The 25,258-nt window shown below is 50.1% G+C and carries 24 protein-coding genes; 14 read left to right on the top strand and 10 right to left on the bottom strand.

Going from position 1 to position 25,258, the window contains the following annotated elements; genetic code table 11:
- Nucleotides 1–93: 93 nt before the first annotated feature.
- From SBI19_RS13795 to SBI19_RS13785, 3 genes are all read left to right on the top strand, one after another.
- Nucleotides 94–543, top strand: a complete 450-nt coding sequence (locus SBI19_RS13795; protein ID WP_317969074.1) for a MerR family transcriptional regulator — start codon at nucleotides 94–96, stop codon at nucleotides 541–543.
- A 263-nt stretch (nucleotides 544–806) separates the two neighbouring features.
- Entirely contained in the window at nucleotides 807–1,793 is a 987-nt protein-coding gene (locus tag SBI19_RS13790) for an SDR family NAD(P)-dependent oxidoreductase (RefSeq protein ID WP_317969072.1), read from the top strand.
- On the top strand, nucleotides 1,784–2,437 hold the full coding sequence (locus tag SBI19_RS13785; protein WP_317969070.1) for an NADPH-dependent F420 reductase: 654 nt from the start codon (nucleotides 1,784–1,786) through the stop codon (nucleotides 2,435–2,437). The genes SBI19_RS13790 and SBI19_RS13785 overlap by 10 nt, the downstream gene beginning before the upstream one ends.
- A 132-nt stretch (nucleotides 2,438–2,569) precedes the next feature.
- Here the strand turns inward: SBI19_RS13785 and SBI19_RS13780 are convergent, their stop codons facing one another.
- Entirely contained in the window at nucleotides 2,570–3,181 is a 612-nt protein-coding gene (locus SBI19_RS13780) for a TetR/AcrR family transcriptional regulator (RefSeq protein WP_317969068.1), read from the bottom strand.
- 149 nt (nucleotides 3,182–3,330) lie between these two features.
- Nucleotides 3,331–3,648: a winged helix-turn-helix transcriptional regulator gene (locus SBI19_RS13775; protein WP_317969066.1), complete on the bottom strand. Its 318-nt coding sequence runs from the start codon at nucleotides 3,646–3,648 to the stop codon at nucleotides 3,331–3,333.
- A gap of 117 nt (nucleotides 3,649–3,765) precedes the next feature.
- On the opposite strand from SBI19_RS13775, the gene SBI19_RS13770 reads away from it, so the two are divergent.
- Entirely contained in the window at nucleotides 3,766–4,692 is a 927-nt protein-coding gene (locus SBI19_RS13770) for an alpha/beta hydrolase (protein WP_317969064.1), read from the top strand.
- A 575-nt stretch (nucleotides 4,693–5,267) separates the two neighbouring features.
- Here SBI19_RS13770 and SBI19_RS13765 read toward each other — a convergent pair.
- Nucleotides 5,268–5,549, bottom strand: coding sequence for a Rossmann-fold NAD(P)-binding domain-containing protein (locus tag SBI19_RS13765; protein WP_317969062.1), 282 nt, complete (start codon nucleotides 5,547–5,549; stop codon nucleotides 5,268–5,270).
- A 748-nt stretch (nucleotides 5,550–6,297) separates the two neighbouring features.
- Nucleotides 6,298–6,657, bottom strand: a complete 360-nt coding sequence (locus SBI19_RS13760) for a winged helix-turn-helix transcriptional regulator (RefSeq protein WP_317969060.1) — start codon at nucleotides 6,655–6,657, stop codon at nucleotides 6,298–6,300.
- Between the two features lie 134 nt (nucleotides 6,658–6,791).
- Between SBI19_RS13760 and SBI19_RS13755 the strand changes: the two genes are divergently transcribed.
- From SBI19_RS13755 to SBI19_RS13740, 4 genes are all read left to right on the top strand, one after another.
- Entirely contained in the window at nucleotides 6,792–7,424 is a 633-nt protein-coding gene (locus tag SBI19_RS13755; protein ID WP_317969058.1) for an NAD(P)H-dependent oxidoreductase, read from the top strand.
- A 207-nt stretch (nucleotides 7,425–7,631) separates the two neighbouring features.
- Nucleotides 7,632–8,087: a MarR family winged helix-turn-helix transcriptional regulator gene (locus SBI19_RS13750; protein ID WP_317969056.1), complete on the top strand. Its 456-nt coding sequence runs from the start codon at nucleotides 7,632–7,634 to the stop codon at nucleotides 8,085–8,087.
- A gap of 94 nt (nucleotides 8,088–8,181) precedes the next feature.
- Nucleotides 8,182–9,162, top strand: coding sequence for an aldo/keto reductase (locus SBI19_RS13745; RefSeq protein WP_317969054.1), 981 nt, complete (start codon nucleotides 8,182–8,184; stop codon nucleotides 9,160–9,162).
- A gap of 53 nt (nucleotides 9,163–9,215) precedes the next feature.
- On the top strand, nucleotides 9,216–10,100 hold the full coding sequence (locus SBI19_RS13740; protein WP_317969052.1) for an SDR family oxidoreductase: 885 nt from the start codon (nucleotides 9,216–9,218) through the stop codon (nucleotides 10,098–10,100).
- On the opposite strand, the gene SBI19_RS13735 is transcribed toward SBI19_RS13740, so the two are convergent.
- Nucleotides 10,097–10,480, bottom strand: coding sequence for a MerR family transcriptional regulator (locus SBI19_RS13735; RefSeq protein WP_317969202.1), 384 nt, complete (start codon nucleotides 10,478–10,480; stop codon nucleotides 10,097–10,099). The two genes, SBI19_RS13740 and SBI19_RS13735, sit on opposite strands and share 4 nt — an antisense overlap.
- A gap of 234 nt (nucleotides 10,481–10,714) precedes the next feature.
- Here SBI19_RS13735 and SBI19_RS13730 point away from each other — a divergent pair, with 234 nt between their 5' ends.
- The gene (locus tag SBI19_RS13730) at nucleotides 10,715–11,470 is read left to right on the top strand and encodes an SDR family NAD(P)-dependent oxidoreductase (RefSeq protein ID WP_317969050.1); all 756 of its coding nucleotides are present in this window, start codon (nucleotides 10,715–10,717) and stop codon (nucleotides 11,468–11,470) included.
- Nucleotides 11,471–11,670: 200 nt separating this feature from the next.
- On the opposite strand, the gene SBI19_RS13725 is transcribed toward SBI19_RS13730, so the two are convergent.
- Nucleotides 11,671–16,200, bottom strand: coding sequence for a DUF7948 domain-containing protein (locus tag SBI19_RS13725; protein WP_317969200.1), 4,530 nt, complete (start codon nucleotides 16,198–16,200; stop codon nucleotides 11,671–11,673).
- A gap of 762 nt (nucleotides 16,201–16,962) precedes the next feature.
- On the opposite strand from SBI19_RS13725, the gene SBI19_RS13720 reads away from it, so the two are divergent.
- Nucleotides 16,963–17,865, top strand: a complete 903-nt coding sequence (locus SBI19_RS13720) for a GNAT family N-acetyltransferase (protein WP_317969048.1) — start codon at nucleotides 16,963–16,965, stop codon at nucleotides 17,863–17,865.
- 115 nt (nucleotides 17,866–17,980) lie between these two features.
- Here SBI19_RS13720 and SBI19_RS13715 read toward each other — a convergent pair whose 3' ends face one another.
- Both SBI19_RS13715 and SBI19_RS13710 read right to left on the bottom strand, forming a co-directional pair.
- Nucleotides 17,981–18,808, bottom strand: a complete 828-nt coding sequence (locus SBI19_RS13715) for a glycoside hydrolase family 16 protein (protein WP_317969046.1) — start codon at nucleotides 18,806–18,808, stop codon at nucleotides 17,981–17,983.
- Nucleotides 18,809–19,702, bottom strand: a complete 894-nt coding sequence (locus SBI19_RS13710) for a LysR family transcriptional regulator (RefSeq protein WP_317969044.1) — start codon at nucleotides 19,700–19,702, stop codon at nucleotides 18,809–18,811.
- Between the two features lie 151 nt (nucleotides 19,703–19,853).
- On the opposite strand from SBI19_RS13710, the gene SBI19_RS13705 reads away from it, so the two are divergent.
- A complete protein-coding gene (locus SBI19_RS13705) occupies nucleotides 19,854–20,996 on the top strand; it encodes an epoxide hydrolase family protein (RefSeq protein ID WP_317969042.1) in 1,143 nt (380 codons plus the stop codon).
- Between the two features lie 138 nt (nucleotides 20,997–21,134).
- On the opposite strand, the gene SBI19_RS13700 is transcribed toward SBI19_RS13705, so the two are convergent.
- Nucleotides 21,135–21,893: an SDR family oxidoreductase gene (locus SBI19_RS13700; RefSeq protein WP_317969040.1), complete on the bottom strand. Its 759-nt coding sequence runs from the start codon at nucleotides 21,891–21,893 to the stop codon at nucleotides 21,135–21,137.
- Complete coding sequence (locus SBI19_RS13695; protein WP_317969038.1) at nucleotides 21,890–22,264, bottom strand: MerR family transcriptional regulator; 375 nt, start codon at nucleotides 22,262–22,264, stop codon at nucleotides 21,890–21,892. Before SBI19_RS13695 ends, SBI19_RS13700 begins: the two co-directional genes overlap by 4 nt.
- A 227-nt stretch (nucleotides 22,265–22,491) precedes the next feature.
- On the opposite strand from SBI19_RS13695, the gene SBI19_RS13690 reads away from it, so the two are divergent.
- From SBI19_RS13690 to SBI19_RS13680, 3 genes are all read left to right on the top strand, one after another.
- A complete protein-coding gene (locus SBI19_RS13690) occupies nucleotides 22,492–23,322 on the top strand; it encodes a PPK2 family polyphosphate kinase (protein WP_317969036.1) in 831 nt (276 codons plus the stop codon).
- Nucleotides 23,323–23,776: 454 nt separating this feature from the next.
- Nucleotides 23,777–24,334, top strand: coding sequence for an RNA polymerase sigma factor (locus tag SBI19_RS13685; protein WP_317969034.1), 558 nt, complete (start codon nucleotides 23,777–23,779; stop codon nucleotides 24,332–24,334).
- Nucleotides 24,312–25,148: a hypothetical protein gene (locus tag SBI19_RS13680; protein ID WP_317969031.1), complete on the top strand. Its 837-nt coding sequence runs from the start codon at nucleotides 24,312–24,314 to the stop codon at nucleotides 25,146–25,148. The genes SBI19_RS13685 and SBI19_RS13680 overlap by 23 nt, the downstream gene beginning before the upstream one ends.
- Nucleotides 25,149–25,258 lie beyond the last annotated feature (110 nt).

Here is a 25,258-nt window from a genome sequence, read left to right as displayed (position 1 = left end):
TTCACAGCTGATTTGCATTACAGTAAGCTTAATACCTTCGTGTTACACGAAGGCAAGCCGCCTTCAAACGTTTTTTTATAAGGAGGATTTCATATGCATACGGTCAAAGAAGCCGCCTTGATCACGGGACTCACCGAGCATGCCGTGCGCTTTTACACGGATAAAGGCCTGGTGCCAAGCGTGCAGCGCAATCAAAACAACATCCGGATATTCGATAATGAATCGATCAACTGGCTGCATGGCGTCAAATGTCTCAAGCAATCCGGGATGCCGATTGAAATCATCAAACAGTACGTCGATCTCTGTCTTGAAGGGGATTCAACCATTCCGCAACGCTGCGCGCTCATGATGAAGCATAAAGAAGTTGCGCTCATTCAGCTCGAAGAAGCCAAACGGCACGTTGCCCATTTGGAAGAGAAAACTGCCCTCTATCAGGCCATTCTAGAACACCGCTCACCAGACACGACTAATCCCGGTAACTGGGACCAAATTCAACATATGCATGCTGACGTATTTTACTCGCCTTCTGTTCGGAAGGCGTGAGCGATATTCGTGAGCGATATCGACGAGCGGACACTTATAAGGTGTTCGCTCTTTTATTTGCTCTTTTCTGCCCGTAATTAGATAACAGATTAAGGGGCAAGAGTTTGCTGTGATCCTTAACGTAATAAACGTTATGATATTGACAATGCAAAAACGTCTGTATAATATAGATTAACGTAATGATCGTTATGATAAAATCCGATAGACGGTTAGGGAACAAAACACGTAACAGATACGCAATTAAAGGAGGAAACAAGAAACATATGACTACTAGCAAATTTAGTGAAAAGTCAACTGCCGATCAGGTGCTTTCCGGTGTTGATCTTAAGGGGAAACGATTTCTCATTACAGGCGCATCTTCGGGCATTGGCCTCGAAACCGCCCGCTCGCTGGTCGCTCACGGCGCTAGCGTTGTCGGCACGGTGAGGGATCTAGTAAAAGCGGAGGCGTCCACCGCGTCGGTCCTTAACGCCGCGGCGCAAGGAGGAGGCAGCCTGGAGTTGCTCGAACTTGATCTCGCATCCTTGCAACGTGTTCGCGCCTGCGCGGATATGCTGTTGGCGAGCGGCCGGCAGTTCGACGGCATTATCGCCAATGCAGGGGTCATGGCAACCCCGATCGGCCGGACGGTCGATGGATTCGAAATCCAGTTCGGGACGAACTATCTTGGCCACTTCGCATTGATCAATCGAATCGAGCCGCTGCTCGCCGATAACGGACGTTTAGTGGTGCTGTCGTCCCAAGCTCATCGTGTCGCTGATGTTGATCTCGTGGATCCGAATTTTGAGCATCAGGAATACGACCCATTCGTCGCTTATGGCCGATCGAAAACGGCCGCTTCACTCTTTGCAGTGGAATTCGATAAACGGCATCGTAATCGGGGTATCCGGGCTGCGTCGGTGATGCCCGGGAATAGTGCTACCGATCTTGCGCGCCATTTCTCGCAGGAAGGCTTGCAGGGTCTTCTCGAGAGCGTTGGCAAAGCTCGCGCCGAAGCAGGACTGCCGCCAGCGAATCTCAAAGAAATCGCGCAGGCGGCCGCTACGTCGGTTTGGGCAGCAGTCGTGGCTGACAAAGACGAAATCGGAGGACGTTATCTCGAAGATTGTGCAGTCGCGCCGATCGATGACACACCAAACCCGTTTGCCGACGGCGTAAGATCGTATGCGCTCGATGCGAACAAAGCGGAGCGGCTTTGGGCAAAAAGCGAGGAAATGATCGGAGCGAAAGGTACATACTTATGCCCGTAATCGGCATCATTGGCGCGGGCGAGGTCGGCAGCCAGATCGCGCGTGCGGCTATCGCCAACGGGTATGAGGTCGTCATTGCCAATTCGCGAGGTCCCGAGACGTTGAAAAGTCTCATTGATGAGCTCGGCCCGTCAGCACGCGCTGCGACTGCGGCCGGCGCTGCCGAGGCTGGCGACTTCGTCGTAGTGGCCGTCCCCCTTAAGCTGATCAACGACATGCCTGTGGAGCAGCTTAAGGGTAAGATCGTGCTTGACACGAACAACTACATGCCTTGGCGCGATGGCTATTTCCCCATGATCGACTCTGGCGAGATGACCGTTCATGAGCTTCGCCAGAAGCAACTTCCTGCCTCGAAGGTGGCGAAGGCCTTTACCCACATCCAGGCCCCCCGTCTCTTCATTTCGAGTAGACCAGCTGGCGACCCCAACCGCCATGCGTTGTCGGTCTCGAGCGACTTCTATGAGGCCACGGAACTCGTAACGCGGCTGTACGACCAATTCGGTTTCGATACGGTCGACAACAGTCCGTTGAGCGAGTCATGGCGCAGCGGTCCCGGCCAGCCGGCTTGGCTTGCGCACATGCACCAGACTCGTGCCGAGCTGATCGCCAATCTCGACAGGGCGCAACGGATCATCTTGAAGTGAGTCAATTAATTCCTGTAAACAACAAAGAAGCTCCCACTTATCGGGAGCTTCTTTGTTTCTATGATTGAAGAAGCATTACGCACATGACAACCAAGCTTATGTTTTTGTAACGATAATCCTCTATACAAAGAATTAGGAAGACTTTCCGGAAAGCGTAGAATTGCCGGTAGGCCAAGTGGAGAGCGCTTGCTCGGCAACAGCCTCCAGCATGTTGCGGCTGAAGCCGGCCTTGGCTTGAACGGCCATACCGTGGAGCACGGCCATCACGTAAGCAGCCAGCACTGCACAGTTCGTATTCTCCGGCAGATCTCCCTCCCGTTGTGACCGTTCGAAACGATCTCGCAGCGAAGCTTCTCCGTCCGCGCGTGCATCGATCAGTGCACGTCGAATAGGTTCGGATTCATCCGAGCCGGCCAAGTCGCCGTGGACATATAGACACCCCTTGTGATCAGGGTAACGAGTTTGCAATTCGGCCGCCCCGCGAAAGATGCGTGCGACTACCTCCCGCGAGGTCGGCAGCTCCAGCGCCGCCGGAAAGAAATCATGGTAGTGCTCGTAATAGCGCTCAAGAACCCGGCGGAATAACGCCTCCTTGTTGCCGAACGCAGAGTAGAGCGCGGGGCGTTCGACACCTGTAGCTTGCGTCAGATCAGAATACGACGTGCCCTCATAACCTTTTTGCCAAAACACGCAAAGTGCTGCGTCCAGTGCCTGATCTATATCGAATTCGCGGTTGCGTCCCATTTGTTATACACCTAGCCTTTTTGTGAAGTTCGATTTTCCATCCGGCTTCACGTTCCATTTTCTATCCTTTATCATAACACGCGTTACGGAATTCTGCGAGTCTGGACAACATCATCATTCAGGAACATAGTACGATCGTAGTCCATTAATTAAGCATTACGTTCAAGATGAACTAACCCCCACTGGGCCATCGATTGCATGACAGGGATAAAGGTCTTGCCGTATTCACTGAGGGAGTATTCGACTTTCGGAGGAACTACCGGGTAGACGGTCCTCACGATTAAATTATCGCTTTCCAGTTCTCGCAGTTGTTCCGTTAACATCTTGCGGGTGATTGGAGTAATTGCGCGTTGGAGTTCGTTAAACCGCATGGTACCGCGTGCTAGGCGCCAGAGAATAACAATCTTCCATTTCCCTCCGATCACTGACAGCGTTGCCTCCACAGGACAGCCACTCATGTACAACATCTCCTAACCTTACAGTTACTAATTGGGTACTATGTCACGAAAAAGTGCGTACTTATGCGATTGAGACTTAGAAAAGTATACTACATCAAGAAACGACACAATAGGGAGGGAATTGTTATGCCGATCGATCCTCAAGTTCAAGTTGTCCTTGAAAAAATGAAGCAGCTGGGTGTTCCGCCTCTGCATGCTTTAGCCGTGGAGGATGCGAGAAAAATCAACTTAAGGGCGATGGCTGCACAGCCGGAAGAAGTTTGGAGGATTGACAATCGAATAATCCCGGGTCCGATCGATTCCATTCCGGTGCGGATTTATACCCCTCGAAGCGAAGCGCCTTTGCCGGTTATCGTTTATTATCACGGTGGAGGTTGGATGGTCGGTAATCTTGATGCAGCAGATGTGTTGTGCCGCAGACTGGCTAATGGTGTGAATAGTATTGTGGTCTCTGTGGATTACCGTTTGGCGCCGGAGCATAAATTCCCTGCAGCAACTGAAGATTCCTATGCAGCGTTGGCGTGGGTTACAGAACATGCTGCCGCTCTTGGTGCGGATGCCGATCGTATTGCGGTTGGTGGAGATAGCTCAGGTGGAAACCTTGCCGCGGTTGTATCGTTAATGGCTCGGGATAAAGGCTTCCCATCCGTCAAGTTTCAGTTGCTGTTCAATCCGGTTACCCACTATTCATTCGATACGGATTCATACATAGAAAATGCAGAAGGATACGGTCTAACAACAAACACAATGCGGTGGTTCTGGAACCACTACTTGGCGAAAGAACAGGATGGACAGAACCCTTACGCATCACCGTTATTGGCTCCCGATCTTAGCGGTCTGCCGCAAGCTCTCGTTATCACTGCGGAATTTGATCCTCTGCGTGACGATGGGGAAGCTTACGCCGAGAAATTGAAAGCGGCCGGGGTTCCAGTAGAAGCGAAGCGTTATGCTGGCATGGTCCATGGTTTCATGCTCCAAACAGGCGCCTATGATCAAGGAAGGAAAGCTGAGGAGCAAGCCATAAACGCATTGCGGAAGGTTCTGCATGATTAGCTGGAAATGAGGAATATGAAGCAGTGGTCGAACAGGAGGTTCTTACTTGTGATAGAGGCAATTGCGAAATTGAATCTGTGATTCAGTAGAGGTGAAGACCTCGCCGCGTTCGCAACCGAGCACTACCCGATCTTGGGAACAACAAGCTTTGCATCTATGACAACGCAAGCTTTAATCATTGCGGGCGAAAACGACTGGAGCCCCAGATTTTCCGATCGCAAGGATTGGCGCAAGGATGCGTACTACCAGAGTCCCGGCCCCAAATGCTTGTTGACACTGCTAGGAGCGGAGCACGGGCTTGGCGGAGTATCCTCGTACGACGCGGCGGAAACAACCGACGAAAATCCCGAACGCGTGGCTGCGCTGCGGGCGCTAGTCTGGTCATATCTACGTACCGCACTCTACCCAGAAGACTCTGCCTGGCCCAAAGCGCTTGCCGAACTGGTGAACACGCCTAATCCACTAGGTATTATCGTATGTAAAGGAAAGTAATGCTTCAAAGCTGATCCGATTACTTTGAGGGCGCTCAGAAGAGCGCCCTGTTCTGTTTAATAGAAGAGCAGTGGATACACGCATCACATTGCATCGAAGGCCGGCTTAAGAACTGCTGTTGCCCACTGGCGGAAGCTGGTGGGCGAGGTGGTTTCCGGCGTACGCCGGAGCGCATTGTTGATTCCGTCCGCTCCGGCAATTTCCATGTCCACCATGCTCTGGGCCATTGTCTCCGAATAGCCGATGCCAAGAAATAATTGCTTGTAGCTGTCGAGCGTCATCTGCTCGAAGCGGATCGGCGTGCCGAGCACCTCGGTAAGGATCTCTGCCATATCCTCGTAGGAGAGGTCTTCCGGTCCGAACACGGCCAGACTCTCCTGTCCGCTCCACTCTCGGTCGAGGAGAAGCCGGGAGGCTGCAGCGGCGGCCTTGACACCAGTCTTGGGGTAATGACCCCATCGTTTGAAAGCTCAACTCCATTGCAATTGACGATAGATCACCAGTTGGATTGCTCCCACAAGAGCCCTAGCTTCTAGGGCAAGTCTGTACCATCAGGCGTTTACGGTATGTGCTGACCAATGGAGCTTACTTAGTATTTGGTTAGCCCCCTTGTACGCCCATTCGCCAGTGCAGTGAACATAGCATGATGAAGTTGTTGTGCAAGCGCTAGAGAACGCTCGACGCGTGCATCGTCATCCTCTTGCCTGGCAAAGCAAACATCGCCGACGCCTAAGAGGGAAGAGGCGAGTGCTCCTTTTAACCCCAATTCCTCAGAGATAAAGACTGCTTCTCTCTTGCATGGTGGAGGGCCGTTTCTACCTCTCCTTTCTTCAAGTAGATATCACACAGCAATCGATGATCCAAAGGCAGGTAAGATTAAAACCCGTACTCTTCTAAAGAGAAGCGAACATACAGAGAACGCAGTCATGTTGGAGACGTCGGCCTGCGTAATCAGTTGGGCGATTTTTGGGCCAGCCTTACAATGGAGTCAAGAGTCGTTAATCATTTCTAAAGAGCGGATGGCAGATACGATTTGCTCCATTATTACGGAAGAAGTTTCTTGGCTCTAAGCTTGTTGGACTGCAGAATGAAACGGACTAGCGTATTCAAACGCTAGTCCGTTTTTATTTGTTCATTATTCTCTTGCTTAAGCTGCTTTCGCTCGACATGGGCCTTTCCCCATTGATGTAAGGTTTCCAGAATCGGAGACAGGCTCATGCCGTATTCCGTGATGGAGTATTCCACTTTCGGCGGGATCTGCGGGTAAATGACTCGGCTAACGAGCTCTTCCTCTTCCAATTCGCGCAGATGAAGCGTAAGCATCCTTTGCGTAATATCGGGCAGCAATCTTCTTAGCTCATTGAACCGAAGGGGGGTGCCTTGAAGCAAATGATAAAGGATAATCGGCTTCCACTTGCCGACGATCGAATCCAGCGCCGCAACGAATTGACATTGGACGGGTTTTTCCTGCATACGTAAGCCTCCGTTACAGTACCTTTTTTAATACTATACCACATTATTGTGCCTACTTTAAATAAGTAAGTACATATTATATGATCAGTCTAGGAAGCGTAATAAACTTAATTACAGAAAGGAAGTTTTGATTTATGACAACTGTACTGTACATCACCGCCCATCCCCTTGATCCTCAGGAATCTATTAGCCTCGCGGTAGGTAAAGAATTTATTGAAGCGTACCGTGAAGCTAATCCGACAGATGAGGTTGTTCATTTGAATCTGTACGAGGAGAATATTCCACAATTCGATGCCGATGTTTTGCGTGGCTGGGATAAGCTTCGGTCGGGTTCGTCTTGGGATTCACTGTCCGAAGCCGAGCAATCCAAAGTAGCTCGTCTTGACGAGGTTGTCGATCAATACGTGGCTGCCGATAAGTATGTGTATGTTTCCCCCATGTGGAATTTCTCGATTCCGCCGGTTATGAAAGCATACACGGATGCGACTTCAATTCCAGGCAAGACGTTCAAATATACCAAGGAGGGTCCTGTAGGTCTGTTATCCGGCAAGAAGGCGCTGCACATTCAAGCTAGTGGTTCCGTTTACTCGCAAGGCCCTCTTGCGGAAATTGAAATGGGATACAGCTATTTGAAAAAGATTTTAGGTTTCTATGGCATTCAATCTACGGAGGCTATCTTTGCTGAGGGAACGGCATCATCAGAGCGGGCTCCAGCCATTAAAGAAGAAGCAATTGCGCATGCTAAGGAGGTTGCCAAACGTTTCTAATGAAGGGAATTCAAGTCGTATGATTTATTATATAATTTAAAACGAGTTTTCAATAGGCTGAGGGCGCTCACAAGAGCGCCCTATTCTGCTTTAGAGAAAGCTAGGTGGAATATACAAGAATGTATTCCAAGAAGTTCAAGTTTATCATTGACAAAACGAAAAACCGAATCTATAGTGTAGACATCTACATAATTCAAGGAGATACCTATGCCAAGTGTTTTCGACAAGTACCCCTATAGCCTATACATTAAAGTCATCGCGCAAAGAGTGAAAGAAATCATCGACCAGCTTCTGAAGGATCACGGCTTGAATAGCTCGCAGGCGATTCTGCTGTCGCATATTCATCAATCCATTGAGGAGAATATTGAGATTAACCGCAAGTTTCTTGAACAAACAATGGCTTTAAGCGGTCCGTCTGTGACGAACTTACTGAACGGTCTAGAGAAATCCGGATTCATCACACGCAGCAGCAACCATGCCGACGGACGCAACCTCCGTATTGATGTTACGGACAAAGCCAAACAGTTTTTTAGCGGGAGGAGTGATGCCTTCTCGGAATCGGAAGAGTTGATCACCCAAGGGATGTCGGATGCCGAGAAAGCCATGTTTGCGTCTCTGCTGACCCGTGCTTTTGAAAACGTTGAGAAACAGCTGTTGAAGTAATGAACTTGCCAGAGGGTTGAGTTATTTTTTTTAAACAAATAGGTAGACGACTACACATTATCTTGAATAATAAAATAATCAGGAGGTTGTTAGGATGAATGATCAACAAAACGGACTAGAGCTTTCCAGAATAGGACTTGGCTGCGGTCATATGTCTAATGTCAATGAGGATGTCAAAGGCGCCGGCATTGCCGCCATTCATGCCGCTTTCGAAAGTGGAATCAATCATCTCAACACGGCGGATTTCTACGGTGCAGGCCGAAGCGAGATGACCATCGCGGAAGCGTTGAAGGGGTACAAAAGGGATGAATACTATATATCGTTGAAGTTCGGCGCTTTAAATACGTTAGACGGCTCTTTGTACGGACTGGATGTCTCTCCCCATCATGTGAAGAACTATCTTGCTCATTCGCTCAAGCGGCTAAATCTTGACTATATTGATCTTTATCAGCCCGCAAGAATCGATCTGGGCATTCCAGTTGAAGAAACGATCGGCGCCATCTCCGAATTGGTTCAGGCCGGTTACGTCAAGCAGATCGGAATCAGTCAGGTCGATGCGGAGACGTTGAGAAGAGCGCATGCCACGCATCCGATCAGCTTAGCCGAAATCGAATATTCGCTATTCAACCGAAGCATGGAGAAGGAGATTTTGCCGACTGCAAGGGAATTGGGGATCGGCGTTGTTGCTTTCGGGGCGGTGGCTCATGGACTTCTTGCCGGCAGCTGGACAGAAGAGCGGATCCGCAAAAGCAAAGGCGGCTACATCCCGTTATTTTTTGAAGGGAATATAGAGAAGAATGTTTCGCTGGCCAAGAAACTGGGTGCGATCGCCGCAAGGAAACAAATGACGTTATCCCAACTGGCGTTTGCCTGGCTATTATCCAAAGGCGAAGACATCATTCCGCTCATCGGTACCGTATCGCCGACTCATCTTCAAGAAGCTGTGCGGTCGCTTGATATTCATCTGACTGAAGATGATGTCAGGGAGATCGAAGAAGCGATACCGGAACATGAGATCGCAGGCGCTTCTTTTCCCAACATGCAATTCAGAAACGGTAAGACTGTTCGGGGATAACGCGTACTTATTACACCATCTTACAAAATACAAAACGAAAGGATGTTATTGTCATGATTATCGTAACCGGAGCCAACGGAAAATTAGGTCGGGCCGTGGTTGAGCAGTTGCTTAAGCGTGTACCTGCCGAACAGATCGGGGTCAGCGTCCGCGATCCGAATCAGGCACAAGCGCTTCAAGAAAGAGGAGTGCGTGTTCGTCGGGGCGATTTCGACGATGCCGAGAGTTTGCATCACGCCTTTGAGGGGGCGTCGCAGGTACTCATCGTTTCGACCGGCATCATGGGCGAGGCTGGCATCCCGCATGGCATTCGGCAGCATCAAGCAGCGATCGACGCGGCCAAGAAAGCAGGGGCTGGCAGAATGCTGTACACAAGTCACATGGGCGCATCCCCGACATCGCACTTCGCTCCCATGATTCATCACGCGGCTACCGAAGAACTGCTGAAAGCATCAGGTATGCCTTACACGTCGCTCCGTCATGGCTATTACGCAGCAGCGGCACCCATGTTGATCGGCGGAGCCATGACCACAGGAGAATTGATCGCTCCAGAAGACGGTCCGGTTGCCTGGACAGTCCATTCGGACTTGGCCGAAGCTGCGGCGGCAATCATAAGCGAGCAGAAATTAGACGGCATGACTCCCAATTTGACGGCATCCGAAGCCATTGACATGGAAGGGATTGCGGCAATCGCTTCCGAGCTCTTGGGGAGAAGCATTCGTCGAATCGTTGTGTCCGATGAAGAGTTCCGGGACCGCATGCTGTCTCAAGGTGTACCGGAAGCTAGTATAAATATGCGGATGGGGATGTTTCTAGCGAGCCGACAGGGTGATTTTGCGCAAGTCGATCCGACTCTAGCTCATTTGATCGGTCGACCTCCGTTGAGTATCTCAACAACAAGGTTGATTGTGCAGGCGAGCCCGGGTTCGAGAAGTTAAATTTTTATGGTCGTTCGTTCAATCTGAGATTCTAGAACATCATATAGAGCAAGTTTATAGTTTATTTTATCCAAGTTAAAATACAGTTCTTTTATGCTCTTCTCAATGTCTTTTTTATGGTGAAGCATCATCATTTTTCGTTCCGCAATCGTCGAGTCCCCTTCTTTAAACAAGTAAACATACTTCTGAATTTGAGCAATCGGCATTCCTGTGGCTCGAAGCGCGGTAACAAAGGATATCCAGCTTAAATCTTCTTCGTCATATAGCCGCTTTCCATTTTCATTTCTTTTCACATAGGGTAGAAGCCCCTCCTTTTCGTAATAGCGAAGGGTGGGAGCTGATATTCCTGTCATTTCGGTAACATCTTTTATAGTCAACATAAATGTAAATTTCACCGCTTTCTCTTAAAGTATGCTTTAAGTGAATATTTGACGACATGAATTGATTTTACCGAAATTACGCTCGCAAAAGTAGAGGGTTATGAAATAAATCAACGAATTTTCTGTTCGATTATGCGCTTATTACTCTATAAAAAATAGCATTGACTTCAAGTGAACTTCATCTTCTATGATTGCATTGTCGTTCAAAATCATTTCTGAGAGGATGAAGTTACAATGGCAAATATCTCAATCGTCACTGGCGGCAGCCGCGGACTTGGTCGCAACACGGCCATCAGCATTGCGCGTCATGGCGGCGATGTTATCCTGACTTATCGCAGTCAAGCAGAAGAAGCAAACTCGGTTGTTGCCGAAATCGAAGCGCTGGGGCGTAAAGCAGTCGCTCTACAGCTCGATGTTGGAAAGATATCCAGCTTTGCTGCCTTTGTTGAGACCGTTCGTTCGAACCTGCAGTCAACTTGGAATAGCAACACTTTCAATCATCTGGTGAACAATGCCGGTCATGGAGAAATGATCGACTTTACCGAAACGACAGAAGCTCAGTTCGACGGCCTGTTTAATGTGCATGTTAAGGGCGTATTTTTCTTGACGCAGGCCCTTCTGCCTCTGCTTGCGGATGGAGGTCGTATCGTGAACTTCTCATCGGGTCTCACTCGTGTCTCTTTCCCTGGCTTCTCCGCTTACTCTGCGGCAAAGGGGGCGGTCGAGATTCTAACCGTCTATATGGCTAGAGAACTTGGTCACCGAGGCATCACCGCTAATACCATTGCGCCTGGTGCAATCGAAACCGACTTTCTAGGCGGCGCTGTCCGCGACACGCCTGCTTACAACGACGCGTTCGCCGCGATGGTTGCCCTTGGTCGTGTCGGAGTGCCCGACGACATCGGTCCCGCAGTCGCCAGCTTGCTCGGTTCGGATAATCGCTGGGTTAATGCGCAGAGAATCGAGGTCTCGGGCGGTCAGAACATCTAATCGCCAACATGATCGTAAAATACATTTCTTTTTAGTTGCTAGAGGTCGCCGCATGAAAATGCGGCGGCCTTCTGAGGTGATGAAACAAGATATTGGAAAAATAAACGCCTTGGAGCCAAGCTGCTCCTAGGGCCAGCCATGAACTATTCTATCCTTGATGAAGTAACCCGCAGCCATTCTGCAGCGGGTTTATGATACCACTATTCTTCGTCTACGATGACGTGAACGACGGCTATCGCTTCAAGCGAGGGCCCGTTGGAGGACGAAGTGAACACTCGACTCGTCAAGATCGTGTCTTCGTCTACAGCCGGAAGCACGAACGGGATCTGGATCGTTACGTCTGCGTTTATGTCGAAGACGGCTGTGCTGAGACGAAGGTTCAATAAAGGTGCGATCAGGATGCCTTGCAGCAGGTCGACGTTGCCGGTGTTCCTTACCCGGATCGAGAATACGACCGTCTCGCCTGGTTGACCTTCCGATCGGTCGACGGTCTGCGTTAGGCGCGCGTTAGGAAGCGACTTGGTCTCGATCGGCACAGTCCTTAGCTGTAATGGCGTCTGGTCGGAGAATACGGCTAACCGGTTGAGGAAGACCGTAGCGCCTCTCGAGTCGGTCGGAACCACGTAGAGCAAGACGAATTCCCTGAATTCACCGGGTCCGAGCGCGGGAATAACGGTACTGAACTGAAGCAAGGGATCAATGACGCGAACGTTCGTCAGCGCCATCGCGGAACGATTGCGCACGGCGATCGTTTTCGTAACGGTCTGCCCGGGAGCCGCTAGCTCCGGAGTTGCCGTCGCGGATAGTTCGAGCAAAGATCTCGGGCTGGCGACCACGATGCGGGCTTCGCCGAATTCGCTCGTGACGTCGGGCGGCAGCTCATTCCATATTGTCGTCGCGCGATTGGAGATAACCGTGCCTTGAACGGTATCGGTGGGAACCGTATACGTGAAGAACGCGAATGAGACATCGCCGGGTGCGATGACCGGAATGGTTGTGGAACTGCCGGTCAGCGAATCCAGAACGACGATTCCCGTGGCCGGAATTGAACCCGTATTCTCGATTTCGACGGTATAACGAACCGTCTCGCCGGGCTGAGCGACGTCCCGATCGGGAAGCTTGCGGACAGCCAGCGTTGTCGGACCGGGAGCAGGAACGATTCGGACGACGAGTTCGGCGGACGTCCGCTGCACGGGCGTCTGATCGGAAGAGACGGCGAACTCGTTCAAGATGACGCTGCCATTCGAAGCGTTGGCAGGGACGACGAAGGGGACGCTGCGGGTAATCACGCCTCCTGTGGGCAAGATCGCGACCGTCTCGTTAAACCCGAGAAACGGATCGGTCAGTACAATGTTCGTCTGCGGCGCTGCCAGCAGGTTCATAACCTCCAGCGTGTAGTTTACCGTCTCGCCCGGCGCTGCAAACATTCTGTCCGGCGACTTGACGATCGCAAGTCCCGCACTCGTCACTTCGACCGTCGATTCCACCTGCTGCAGGCCGAGCTCCGCTGCATCGGCGGAGAGCACGTTGACGATGCGAGCCCCGACTTCAGTTTCCGCCGGAATCGTAAACGGAAGGTCGATCTGCAAGATCTCTCCGACTTCCATTCGCGTCACGATCCGGTCGAAGCCGAGCAGCGGGTCGGACAATCGGACCTGCGTCAAGGGGATGTTGCCGAAATTCGCTACGACGATGGAATAGAAATAAGATTCTCCGATCTTCGCCGCCCCGACCGAAGGCACTTTGCGAATGCCGAGTCTTGGAACTGCGAGCACGGTAGCGGAGAAGCTGGAGAATACGACTTCCGTCTCATCGCTAACCGCGGACGATGTATTCGTGTATTCGCCCGGCGGCGTCTCGAGCGGAATAACGAAGGAGGGTTGAAACGTTACACGCTCTCCGGGCGGGAGTGATGGAACCGTTGCATTCAACCCCACGACGTCATCCGATACGATCACATTCGTTAACGTCTCGTTTCCTGTGTTTATCGCGACGATCGTGAAGACGATCGTCTCTGCAGGCGCGACTACATTTCGATCTCCCGTCTTGAAGAGCTCCAGCCGCGGCGCGGGCAGCACTTCCACAACCGTTCCGGCCGTAACCGGGACGGGCAAGTTGTCGGCGGTAATCGTCACGGCGTTCGCGATCGTGAGACCGATCTGTTGTCCTTGGGGGATGACGAACGGCCAATCAATCGCATAGCTGGTTCCGACTTGAAGAACTTCGATGACCTGATCCAAGCCAAGCAGCGGATCGATAATTCGAACGTTGACCAGATCGATGTTGCCTGCGTTCAATAAAGTAATCGAGAAGATAACCGTTTCGCCCGGTATGGCTGCGGAAGGGTTCGCGGTCTTAATCGCATTGAGAATGGGCTGCTGGGCAACGAGAATCGTCGCTTCCGCTCGAATCGGGTCTGGAATCTGTGCCGCTCGCACGAATACTTCATTCACGATCGTTCCCGGCGGTTCGGTCGACGGAATGGAGAATGGAAGCTCGAAGATCCGGGTCTCGAAGGGATGCAGTTCGGGGAGAGAGATGATTACTCTCAGGAGCGGATCCTCAATGGTGACGTTCGTCAGAGAGACGATGTCGTTCGTCACTTCAATGAAGAAGACGACAGTTTCTCCCGGCCTGACCTCGGACCGATCGGACAATTTGATTACATTCAGGTTGATTGGATTGCCGAACTTCGTGACGAAGGCGTCGATTCCTCTGCGCACGGGCTGGAACACGCCAGGCGTCGTGGGATAATTGTTGGAGAAGGTCTGCCCGATTACATAGATGGCGTCTGCCGGATCGACCGCAATGCCATTGCCGATATCGGTCGAGCTTCCGCCCAGATACGTGGAATATTGCGGCGCAGAGCCGAGCGGGTCGAGAACCATGACGAACGCGTCCGAAGAGCCGTTGAAGGTAGATTGAAAGGCGTCTGATGTTACCGGATAATCCGTCGAGGTCGTCTCCCCCGTGACGGCGGCGTTGCGGGAGGAAGTTAGCGCAATCGATGTCGGCCTGACGGCGCCAATGCCGCCGACGAGCGAGGAATAGATCAACTGGCTTCCGTTCGAATTAAGCTTGGTGATGAATAACATCGTATTTCGATCGATGACCGAGTAGATGAACGCCCCTGGCGTCGTCGGATAATCCGCCGAATTGGTTGGCCCTGTCACGTATGCGCTGCCTTCGTCGTCGACTACGATCGCGTTAGGGGTGTCGTTCAGTGTTCCGCCGAGGAAGGTGGAGTAGACCAAGCCCGTTCCGGCGGGATTCAATTTCGTTACGAAACCGTCTATTCCGGCTTTGCGAGCGACCTGGAAGGCGCCGGGCGTCGTTGGGAAGTTAGCTGCTACGGTTGCGCCGGTAACATAGGCATGAAACGTGCTGTCTACGGCGATTCCTCTGATGTCGGTCGTTCCGCTACCGCCCAAATACGTCGAATAGATTAACGCCGATCCTTGCGTATTCAGCTTCGTGACGAAGCTGATCGGAATACCGTTGGGGTTAGTCGTCTTGAACGCCCCCGGAGTCGTGGGATAGTCCGTTGAATCCGTCTGTCCGGCGAGATAGACGTTGTCGAAGGCGTCTATGGCGATGGCATATCCGCTGTCTGATCCGGTGCCGCCGACGAAAGTCGAATACACGAGAGAACTCCCGCTTGGGTCGAGCTTAGTGACGACTGCGTGCGCTCTCGCCGAAGCAGGCGCCGGCATAAACGAACCCGGCGTCGTGGGGTAATCGCCAGAGAGGCAGGTGCCGGTCACATAAGCGCATCCGGCACGATCAACGGCGATAGCTCTGCCGATATCGCGTGCGCTGCCCCCGATATAAGTCGAATAACTCAGATTTGTACCGGTCGCATTCAGCTTCGTGACGAAGAAATCCTCCGCGGTTCCGGTACGCGTGGAGCTGAAGGCTCCCGGCGTCACGGGAAAGTTGGTGGACAGCGTGCTCCCCGTCACGTAGGCTTGACCGATGTCGTCCACCGCGATCGCGATGCCTTCCTCCGTGCCAGTCCCTCCAAGAAAAGTCGAATACTCGATGACGGGGTCGATCACGAGGGGAAGCGTCTTGTCGTATTCGTCAAGCAGTTCGAAGCCAACCCATCTCTCGCCGTTCTCGCCGTGTCCAAGCGCGTAACGGCATTCGATCTGCGTGTACGTGTCGGCCTCACCTTGATAAGCGATGGGACGTCTATCGACTATGATTTCTTGCCCGGTGACGACGAGAAGCCGTCCTTCCTCGTCGATCTCGAGCGAGTCAGCCCCCTCGTATCTAAGCCGTATATCCTCGATTCCGGCTCCGGGGTTTACAATCCAGTCGAACTTAAGCGATCCTTCTTCTCCCCGAATCTCGACATCGATGCCCGGCCATGGCTCTCGGTAGGCCGCTAGGCGGTATACGTCTACCTTAGCGTAATGGCGGTTCGGATCGTTGCCCTGAAAATAATTGAATTTGCCTTCCTCAAGTAAACTGCCTTCTATCCTGCAGGCATCGTTGCAACCCTCGAAGAGCATGTCCAGAGCGATGCCTTCCATTAATCGCTCGCCGTGCGGCATTCGTTCGGACCGAAACAATGTAAGCCGCACGCGGTCTTTCTCGAGCGAGCAGCGGAAACCGGCGGCTTGCGCCAAGTATTGCGTTTCCGGCCGAAATTGGCCAGCGTTGCGAGCGAATAACAGAGGAAGCCTGCCATAGGGGCGTATGCTTCTCAGGGGGCCTCCTTTCATAGTATTCAAGGTGTCATCTCCTCCGCAAGCTAGGTATTTCTCACAAGGTATGCGCAGTGGCTGTTTCGAGTGCCAAAATGCCTGCTTCCCCCTCATCGACTCCACTTTATTTATGATACTGTGAACCGTATTATAAATAACGGCAAGTTTGTACCGACAGGCATTCCGCGTGAAAAGGAGGTGAACATGCACAGGACTCTGTTGTGTTGGAGACGTTCGGCCCGCGTAATCAGCTGGGCGATTTTCGGGCTAGCCTTACAATGCAGTCAAGAACCGTTAGCCATTCCAAGAGATCGGGTGGCAGATATGATTTGCTCTATTATTGCAGAATGAGACTATCGGCTCTAAACTTGTTGGACTGCAGAATGAAACGGACTAGTTCAACGGATGAAGTTATTCATCGGGATCTGTACAAAGAAAATATTCCGCAATTCGATGCAGATGTTTTGCGTGGTGCATGAAAGGGTCAATGTCTTTCTTGACTTGATTATAATCATTTGATAGTTTTGTTTCAGGAGAAAAGTGGAAGGGGATTGACGCTATGCCAACGACTTTGTAATGGATGTCGATTAGGAGACAATCTATCTTTTGGCTGCTTTGCACCCAAGGGAGTAGTTTGTTCATTTAATCCATTACAAGGATGCAAGGTATGGAGCGTTATTAGCCATCCGTGCAGTTACCTTTATGGTTACTGCTTTTTTTGCGCTCATTTTCTCCTATAACCTCGGTATTTTGTTTCCTTCCCTATTAGGAGGCACAGAAATGAATAGCCCTTTCGATGATGCGTCGGGATTTTCCCTTATGAGTAACTATAAGAACGATGAGATCCTAAGGAAAAGCTTTAATCAATTAGCGAACGAGGTTTTCGGAATCGACTTCGAGCATTGGTTTCAGCAAGGCTTCTGGGATAACCATTATATTTGCCACTCGATTGTTATAAACCAGAAAGTCGTTTCTAATGTTTCGATCAGCAAATTGAACTTAATCATCGATGGAACAAACCATAGAGCCATTCAGATTGGAACCGTTATGACGCATCCCGACTATAGAGGCAACGGATTCTCCGGCGCATTAATGAAGCATGTCCTGGAAACTTATCGAGATGAATGTGAAGTGTTCTATTTGTTCGCGAACGACAGCGTGCATCACTTTTATCCCAAATTCGGGTTCGCTCCTTGCAGTGAAGTGCGATTCAGCATGAAAGCTGCGCCAATCTCCATCGTTAATAATGGATTACGACAACTGGATTGCTCCAATGAAGAGGATCTGCAATTGATCACACAAATCCTTGAAACGTGTACGCCGATTTCCAATCAATTTGGTATAAGCGATAATCAGGGGATTTTTATGTTCTATGCATTAAATGTTTTTCAAGATTCGATTTATCTAATGGAAGAAGAAGAGACGATCATCGTTTATCAAAATGAAGGGAATGTACTCCACCTGTATGATGTGGTGAGCAAGAACAAGGTCGATTTAGTACGATTACTTTCTCATATTAGTAACAGCGATACGGAAATCATTCAGTTCCACTTCACGCCTGACCGGTTTACTGACAATGTGAATTGTGAACCTATGAGTCAAAGCGATTTATTATTTGTGAAGTCGAAGAAGGATTTGAACTTAAACTTCGCGTTTTGTGCCCCTCTGTTATCGCACGCTTAACTAGGCTTTTAACTAGGCTGCCATGGCGACCAATTAAACTAAACCGCCCAAAGTCCAATAAGGATGAAGGGCGGTTTCATATTTTCACCACAGCTTAAGGAAAGCAAGTTCCAAATCATTGGCGTATTCCATTTTCTTGGCGCCGATAGCACCGTATGTAATCGATCGCGAATTCACTCGGATACTCGGCAGGTTCATCGCTGCCGCTCTCTTGCGGGGGGATCTCATAGATGTTGAGCATCAATTGCATGGAATAAGACGGTGATTGCTGCGAGCGATGGACCCTTACATTATCGATATAGAAGTCGATACCTTCCGGCGTCCAATCAACCGCGTACACGTGGTACAACGTGGGATCCATCTCAAACTCCCGTTCGATAAACTCCTCTTCTATGCTCGGATCGCCGAACGGATGAATACCGAAACCGAGCGTGCACGATCCCTCTTTCACGTTCCATCCTTTCAGTTCGAACGGGCAAATTTCCGCCGAGCGTTCGGATGTATCTTCGAAGCCGATCATCCAGAAGGCACAGACGTTCCGCGGCGTGCCTAGCCCTCTAGCCCGGATTTCGAAATAGCCGTATTGCGGGACGAACAACCGCTCTTCGAGCTGTTCCTCTCGAACGAGGCAATCGCGTGAGAAGCGATGCTGTCCTAAGTCACTTCCAAGCGGCCCGGAGAACGTCCCTGTTTGCAGGTTGCTTACTTTCACGTCACCATTGAACTCCGGGCACCACGGCTTTTGATCCTCCGTTATGCTCAGAAGAATCTGACTGTCTTCGAAACGGTAATTTGCCGCAGCGTTCGAACGACTGCTCCATTGCGGTAAGTAAAAGGGCAGCCATTTGGTACGATCCAGTTCATTGGCATCAAAGTCGTCTTGGAATACCAAATTGTATCCTGGTTTTTCCAATGGGTTCCTCGGGAAATCCAACATCCTCATTTAAGCGCTCACTCCTTCTTTAGCATAATAGTCAATAAGGAAATACTGAAATTCGCGCGCAGCTTCAGATAGATAACGCGTTTCATTCCATGAGACGAAAAACGTATGTTTGTTATCCGAGTCTTGAATAGGAAGCAAGGAATATTGCGCTACATCATTCCATTTGCATCCTGGGAGGAATGCAACCCCTAAACCTGACCGTACCAGGCCGTGCAAGGCGGCGGGTTCATCCACCTCACAAAGAATGGTCCTCTGAATTCCTGCTCTGCGACTGATTTCGTCATTGGCCTTGCGAAACGGGTGTCCGGTCTTATATTCGATGAACGGCTCGTCTGCTGCCTGCTCCAATGTAATGCTGCTCTGCTTCTCCAACCGGTGTCCGCTTGGCACAGCCAAGAAGATCTTTGTCTGCAGTACGGAACATTCACGAATGCCCGGCTTGCCAAAAGCTATCGGTCCAAATCCGAGATCTGTAATACCCTGCTCCAGAAGTTCACTTATGCTGTAAGTCTCGGTAGGTGCAATCTGATTGATGCGGAATCTGACATTTGGAAACTTCTCGCGAAAAGCCTCTACAGCAGGAGAGAGACAGTTTAATGTGTTCGTTGCGATGCTGATCGTTCCGCGTTCAAGCCCCGCCATCTCCATGACTTCCTTCTTTCCTTCATCCAGTAAGGATAAAGCCAATTCGACTTTGGATAAAAAGGTTTTGCCAAATGCGTTGAGACGAATTTGTCTGTTTACGCGATCAAACAATAGAACGCCTAGATCCTCTTCCAGTCTGGAGATCGTCCTGCTGAGAGCAGGTTGTGCAATATGAAGTTGTTCGGCCGCCTTGGTCATATGCTCCAGTCTGGCTACCGTGCGAAAATATTTCAATTGTAGAAGCTCCAATGGATACGCCTCTTTCCCATATATCGGATGTAATGAATTGGTCGAGAAATTGACAGATTCCTATATTATCCTTTATCCAAATTGGATTGTAAAATTAAGGCTGATATAAGGCTTTTAATACTTTATTGCTGGGAATATGGAGGATAATCTTATGGCGTTATATGATGAGGAGATAAAGCCTTATACTATCGAGATTCCGCAAGGCGAGCTCGACGACCTTCGGGATCGGCTAGCCCGAACCCGTTGGCCGGACGGGTTGGAAGAAGAAGGCTGGAATTACGGAGTGCCGCTCGACTATCTCAAGAACTTGGCGGACTACTGGCGCAGATCGTACGATTGGCGCAAACATGAAGCTTGGTTAAACCGTTTTCCGCAGTATACATTAACGATCGATGGGGCGAACATTCATTTCCTGCACGTTCGTTCTCCGGAGCGGGATGCGCTGCCGCTTATTCTTACTCACGGCTGGCCGGGCTCGATCGTCGAGTTCCTCGACATGATTGGACCGCTTGTTGACCCAAGGTCCCACGGAGGTGATCCGGCCGATGCCTTTCATTTGGTTATCCCGTCGATTCCGGGTTTCGGATTCTCGGGTCCTACTAAGGAGCCAGGATGGGATGTAAACAGGGTTGCCCGGGCTTGGGCGAAGCTGATGAGACGTCTGGGTTATAAACGATATGGCGCTCAAGGCGGCGATTGGGGGGCCTTCATCTCCAGGGCATTGGCCGAAGTGGATCATGTGCATATGTGTGGCGTACATTTGAACTTTTTGCACACAATTCCGGCCGACGATTTCGACCTGGAAGAGCTGTCCCAGGAGGAGCGAGACAGGCTTGAGAGGTCTCAACGGCACCGATCCGCTCCCGCGGGGTATATGAGACTGCAGGCGACCCGTCCGCAAACATTGTCCTATGCGCTCACGGACTCCCCTGTCGGGCAGCTGGCATGGATCGTTGAGAAGTTCTGGGAGTGGACCGATCCGGCTTGCCGGGTGGATGACGATCGAATGCTAACGAATGTGATGTTGTATTGGTTAACCGGCACCGCGGGATCGTCTGCACGTCTGTACTACGAGAATTTCAAAACCAAAGGCGTGCCGGGTTCGTGTCCTGTCCCTATGGGCGTGGCGGTGCTTCCTTACGAGCAAGCTCTGCCTGTGCGCACTCTTGCGGAGCGCGAACATTCCATCGTTCACTGGACTGAATTCGACCAAGGGGGCCATTTCGCCGCCATGGAAGTTCCCGATCTGATGGTTCAAGACTTGCGGCGATTCTTTAGACAAATTCGAAGGTAATTGCCGACAGCGGGTGGTTACTCTAATCATGGTGTTGAACGTACTCAAAAATCTCGCCATGCTTCATACTTGAATAGCGTGCCCCTTCCGCAATGTTGCCAGCGGAAGGGGCACGCTTATTTGATGACTAGGTCTCCGTTAGATCAAGTTCTTCGTAGAATGGTACATCTTCTCGGCATAGACGTCGATATCGTCTCGAGACATGCGCAAGCGGGCTGCAGAAGTGCCGTACCCGATTTCTTTGCTGTCCCCAGCCAATTCGTTGAAAATCGCATCTGCGAAGGCATCCAACGGTTCCCCTTGCTGATGCAATCCTGCTCCGCCTAAATCCGTGTTAACCGCTGGAGGAGCAACTTCAATAACCTCGACATTCGTTTCGGATAGTTGATGTCTTAGGCTTACGGTGAACGAATGAAGCGCCGCCTTGGTCGCCGAATACATGGGGGCAATCGCAAACGGTGTAAAAGCCAGACCGGATGTGACATTAATGATAGCCGCCGATTCCTTGGTTGCCAAATAAGGAGCGAACAGCATGGTCAAGTGGAAGGGAGCTTCCAGATTAGTCGCGATTTCTTTGCTGAAATAACCCCAATTGTTTTTGGCATCCGATTTAAGCACATTGAAACGCTGCTGAATGCCGGCATTATTGACCAGCGCGTTCACTTCCGGATAGTTCGCCGTTACCCAGTCGAATAGCGCAAGCCGATCCGATGCTTTTTCCAAATTACATACGCGAGTGATAAGACCAGGAAGCTTCTCTTTCGCCTCTTGAAGGACATTGTCACGCCGGCCGCATACAATCACTGTATTGCCGTTTTTAATAAATCGCTCTGCCAAAGCTAATCCGATTCCAGTGCCTCCGCCTGTAATCAATAGCGTATTTCCGGACAGTTTCATCGTTGTTCATCCTCCATCTGTTTGATATAGCGTTCAATTTTTTCATCGATTGTCGGTAAGTAGTCGGTCAGCATTGCAATCTCATCCAGCATTCTTTGTTTGTGTTCCTTCATCATGTGAAGCCTGCGTTCCAGGGTGGTATTTCCTTCTACAATCCATTCCATATATTGCTGGATGGTTTTTATGGGCATATGCGTGTTCTTTAGGCAGACGACGGCTTGAAGAAGCGCTATTTGACGTTCTGAGAATAAGCGTCTGCCTGCCTCATCGCGCTCGATTAGCGGCAGCAGTCCTTTCTTCTCATAATAACGCAAGGCTGATTCCGGAATATGGAATTGAGCTGACACTTCGCCAATGGATTTATACTTCATGTGGAGGCCTCCGAATCCTGCATTTCAATGTCGACATGAATAGGATACGACTTAAACCATGGTTTAAGTCAAGTCCTGGAGCAGGAAGGACGCTGCCCGGTGGAAGACCGATTCGTTATAGAGATAGTGAAGGGAACTTTGCAAGCCGAAGCAATGGTCTGGAGGGTTCTAATGTTATTAGCTCGAATATATCCAGAAATAGAATAGTGTTTGAGGAGGAGTTCCCAATGTTGAAAAACTATCGGCTGACCAAATCAGACAAGCATGTTCTGAATCGCTTCGATCCGAACGAGACGGGCGGTTTCGCAAGCAAAGAAGAAATTCAAGAAGAGTTCGAACAGATGGAGCGGAAGCTTCGCAAACTGCAGGACAAGTTGTTTGCCTCGAAGACGAATGGCGTGCTCATTTTGTTTCAAGGGATGGATTGCAGCGGCAAGGACGGGGTTATTAAGAAGGTGCTGTCGAACCTCAATCCTCAGGGCTTTCGGGCGGAAAGCTTCAAGAAACCGACTCCGGAAGAGTCTGCTCATGACTTCTTGTGGAGAACGCATAAAGTCGTCCCGGCCAAAGGATATATTACCGCGTTTAACCGGTCCTACTATGAGGATGTGCTGATTACCCGAGTTCATGGCACGATTCAGGACGAGGAAACAGCATCTCGAATGAAGAATATTCGGCATTTCGAGAAGCTTCTTACGAACAGCGGCGTGCTGCTGATCAAAATCTTCTTGCATATTTCACCCGAATTTCAGCTCGAGAAAATTCGCGAACGTCTGACGGACCCGGAAAAGCACTGGAAATTCGATCCGAGCGACCTGGCTGAGCGGCGTCATTGGGATTCATACGTTGATGCTTATGAAGATGCCTTCCGTCACACGGCAACCAAACATTCCCCGTGGCATGTCGTCCCGGCTAATGAGCGATGGTTCCGCGACTACTTGGTGCTCCGTATTATTATCAATTCAATGGAGAGTTTGGACCTTCATTATCCGGAACCGGACATCGACACACAACAACTTCTGGAGCAGTTTCAGTCCGACAACCCGCTGTCGCAATGAGCCTTATTATGATTCGGCCAGATTCATAGCGGATATGGTTTATCAAAGCCATATGTTTGGTTCCTACTCGGGTACCCTTCCATTTCGTTCTATATTCGTCCGCGATTACTGGCATGTTTAAATAATCTCTCTGAGGGGCCATCCGGTAAAGGATGGCCCCTTAACTTGCCGTTATATACACATCACAGTGCATCGCATTACAAATAAAGGCCATGCTCTATTAAAGTCAGTGCTTTAGAGACGACGGACAACATGAAAGCGTCAATGCTTGATGATGCACGAAATGTTCATTATCTATTTAAATAGGTGACGGTTTACAGTACGATCAACTACAGTCAAAACCATCCCTCAAATGATGGCATTAATATTTCATATCTGATTGTATTTCATGTCACACGCAGCCAGGTTTGTTAGTTATATAGGCGTAATTAGTTTCGAGAAGGGAGGAATTTGCATGAAAATCGAGGAAGTCATTAGGCAGGTCAAACAAGGGGATTGCAATGCTTTCGAGCCGATCATTCACGCGTATCAACAGAGATTGTTTGCGTATTGCCTCTATCTGTTAGGAAATCGGCAGGAAGCGGAGGATGCCGTACAGGAAGTCTTGATTAAAGCCTATCAGAGCTTGCATTTGTATCATATCGATCAATCTTTCCTGGCTTGGCTATACAAAATTGCGGGGAACCATTGCCTTACGCTCTTAAATCGTAGGAAGAAGTGGAACTCATTGCTTCCAAAGTTTTGGCGCCAATCTCACGAACCAAGCGCAGAGGAAGCGGTATCGAAGCGATTGGAAAATGATTTAGATGACCTACTGAGAGGTTTAACTGCCGAAGAGAGACAAATTATCATTTTACACACGATTGTAGGATATACGCTTGATGAGATTGCCGAACATCTTGAATTAAAGGCGGGGACAGTCCGTAAACGATTCGAACGAATCCGTAAAAAGCTTAGATCAACATCCACTGACTGGGAGGGCACCAATTATGAGCAAACCATCCGAGTATAGAAATTTAAGAAAACAATTGGACGGCATGACATTGCCGACTATTGATGTCAGCAACGCAGTCATGGAACGGATTCGAGTCATGTCCAATCGAAGCGAGGCTCCTGATCACACACAGCGTTACATAAAGCGTCGGCCCAAGGCATTGTGGGTCATGACGACTGCATTATTCTTTGTATTCTCGGCGGCAGTTTCTGCTTCCGTTCTTCCACTGAACTGGAATGGCGAAAGGATCGCAATTGAAGATGATGGGGGCAAGAACGCAATAATTGACGCTTTCAAGGTACTTATATTCGGGCAAGAGCCAACTTACAAAGAAACGATTGAAGATGTACTTAACAACCGCACAAATGCCAAGGAAGTCATGGACTTGGATGGGGCGGTAAAGCAATTTCCGTTTACCATTCTAAGACCGGCTCCTCTCGAAGCGCAGCCAACCCGCTCAAACGGGGTTCTGATGAATTCCATTCTTCAGGAGAATGGAAACGATGCCCGCATTATCGGTTATATCCCCGTTTTCTACGATCTTTATGATTTGGCTGACAATCGCTGGGCGATCGTGTCCCAAAGATTAGACCAAGAGGCCACAGACCTCATCGCGGGTAGAGCGACCGGTGGCTCTTCGACCTTTATTGGCAAGTGGGAGCAAATACAAGTTAATGATCAACTGATGGCGATGTACAAAGAGTATTCAAGGGAGAACACGTTATTGATGAAATATAAAAATGAGCATTCTCAGGTGATCGAGCTGAAAGTTACAGGAACCGGCGAGAAGGATGAATTAATTAAGTTGGCAAAGGCTTATACAGGTTTATGAATTCAGACTTCACGCTAATATAATATAAAGGGCCATCCGGTAAAGGATGGCCCTTTACAGATCGTACGAGAACGCTAACCGACTGTGCCGACAAACAGATTGGATAAGTA

Source organism: Paenibacillus sp. CCS19 (assembly GCF_033239625.1).
In the GTDB taxonomy this organism is placed as follows: Bacteria; Bacillota; Bacilli; order Paenibacillales; family Paenibacillaceae; genus Paenibacillus_T.
This window is presented reverse-complemented; position numbering and strand designations above follow the sequence as displayed.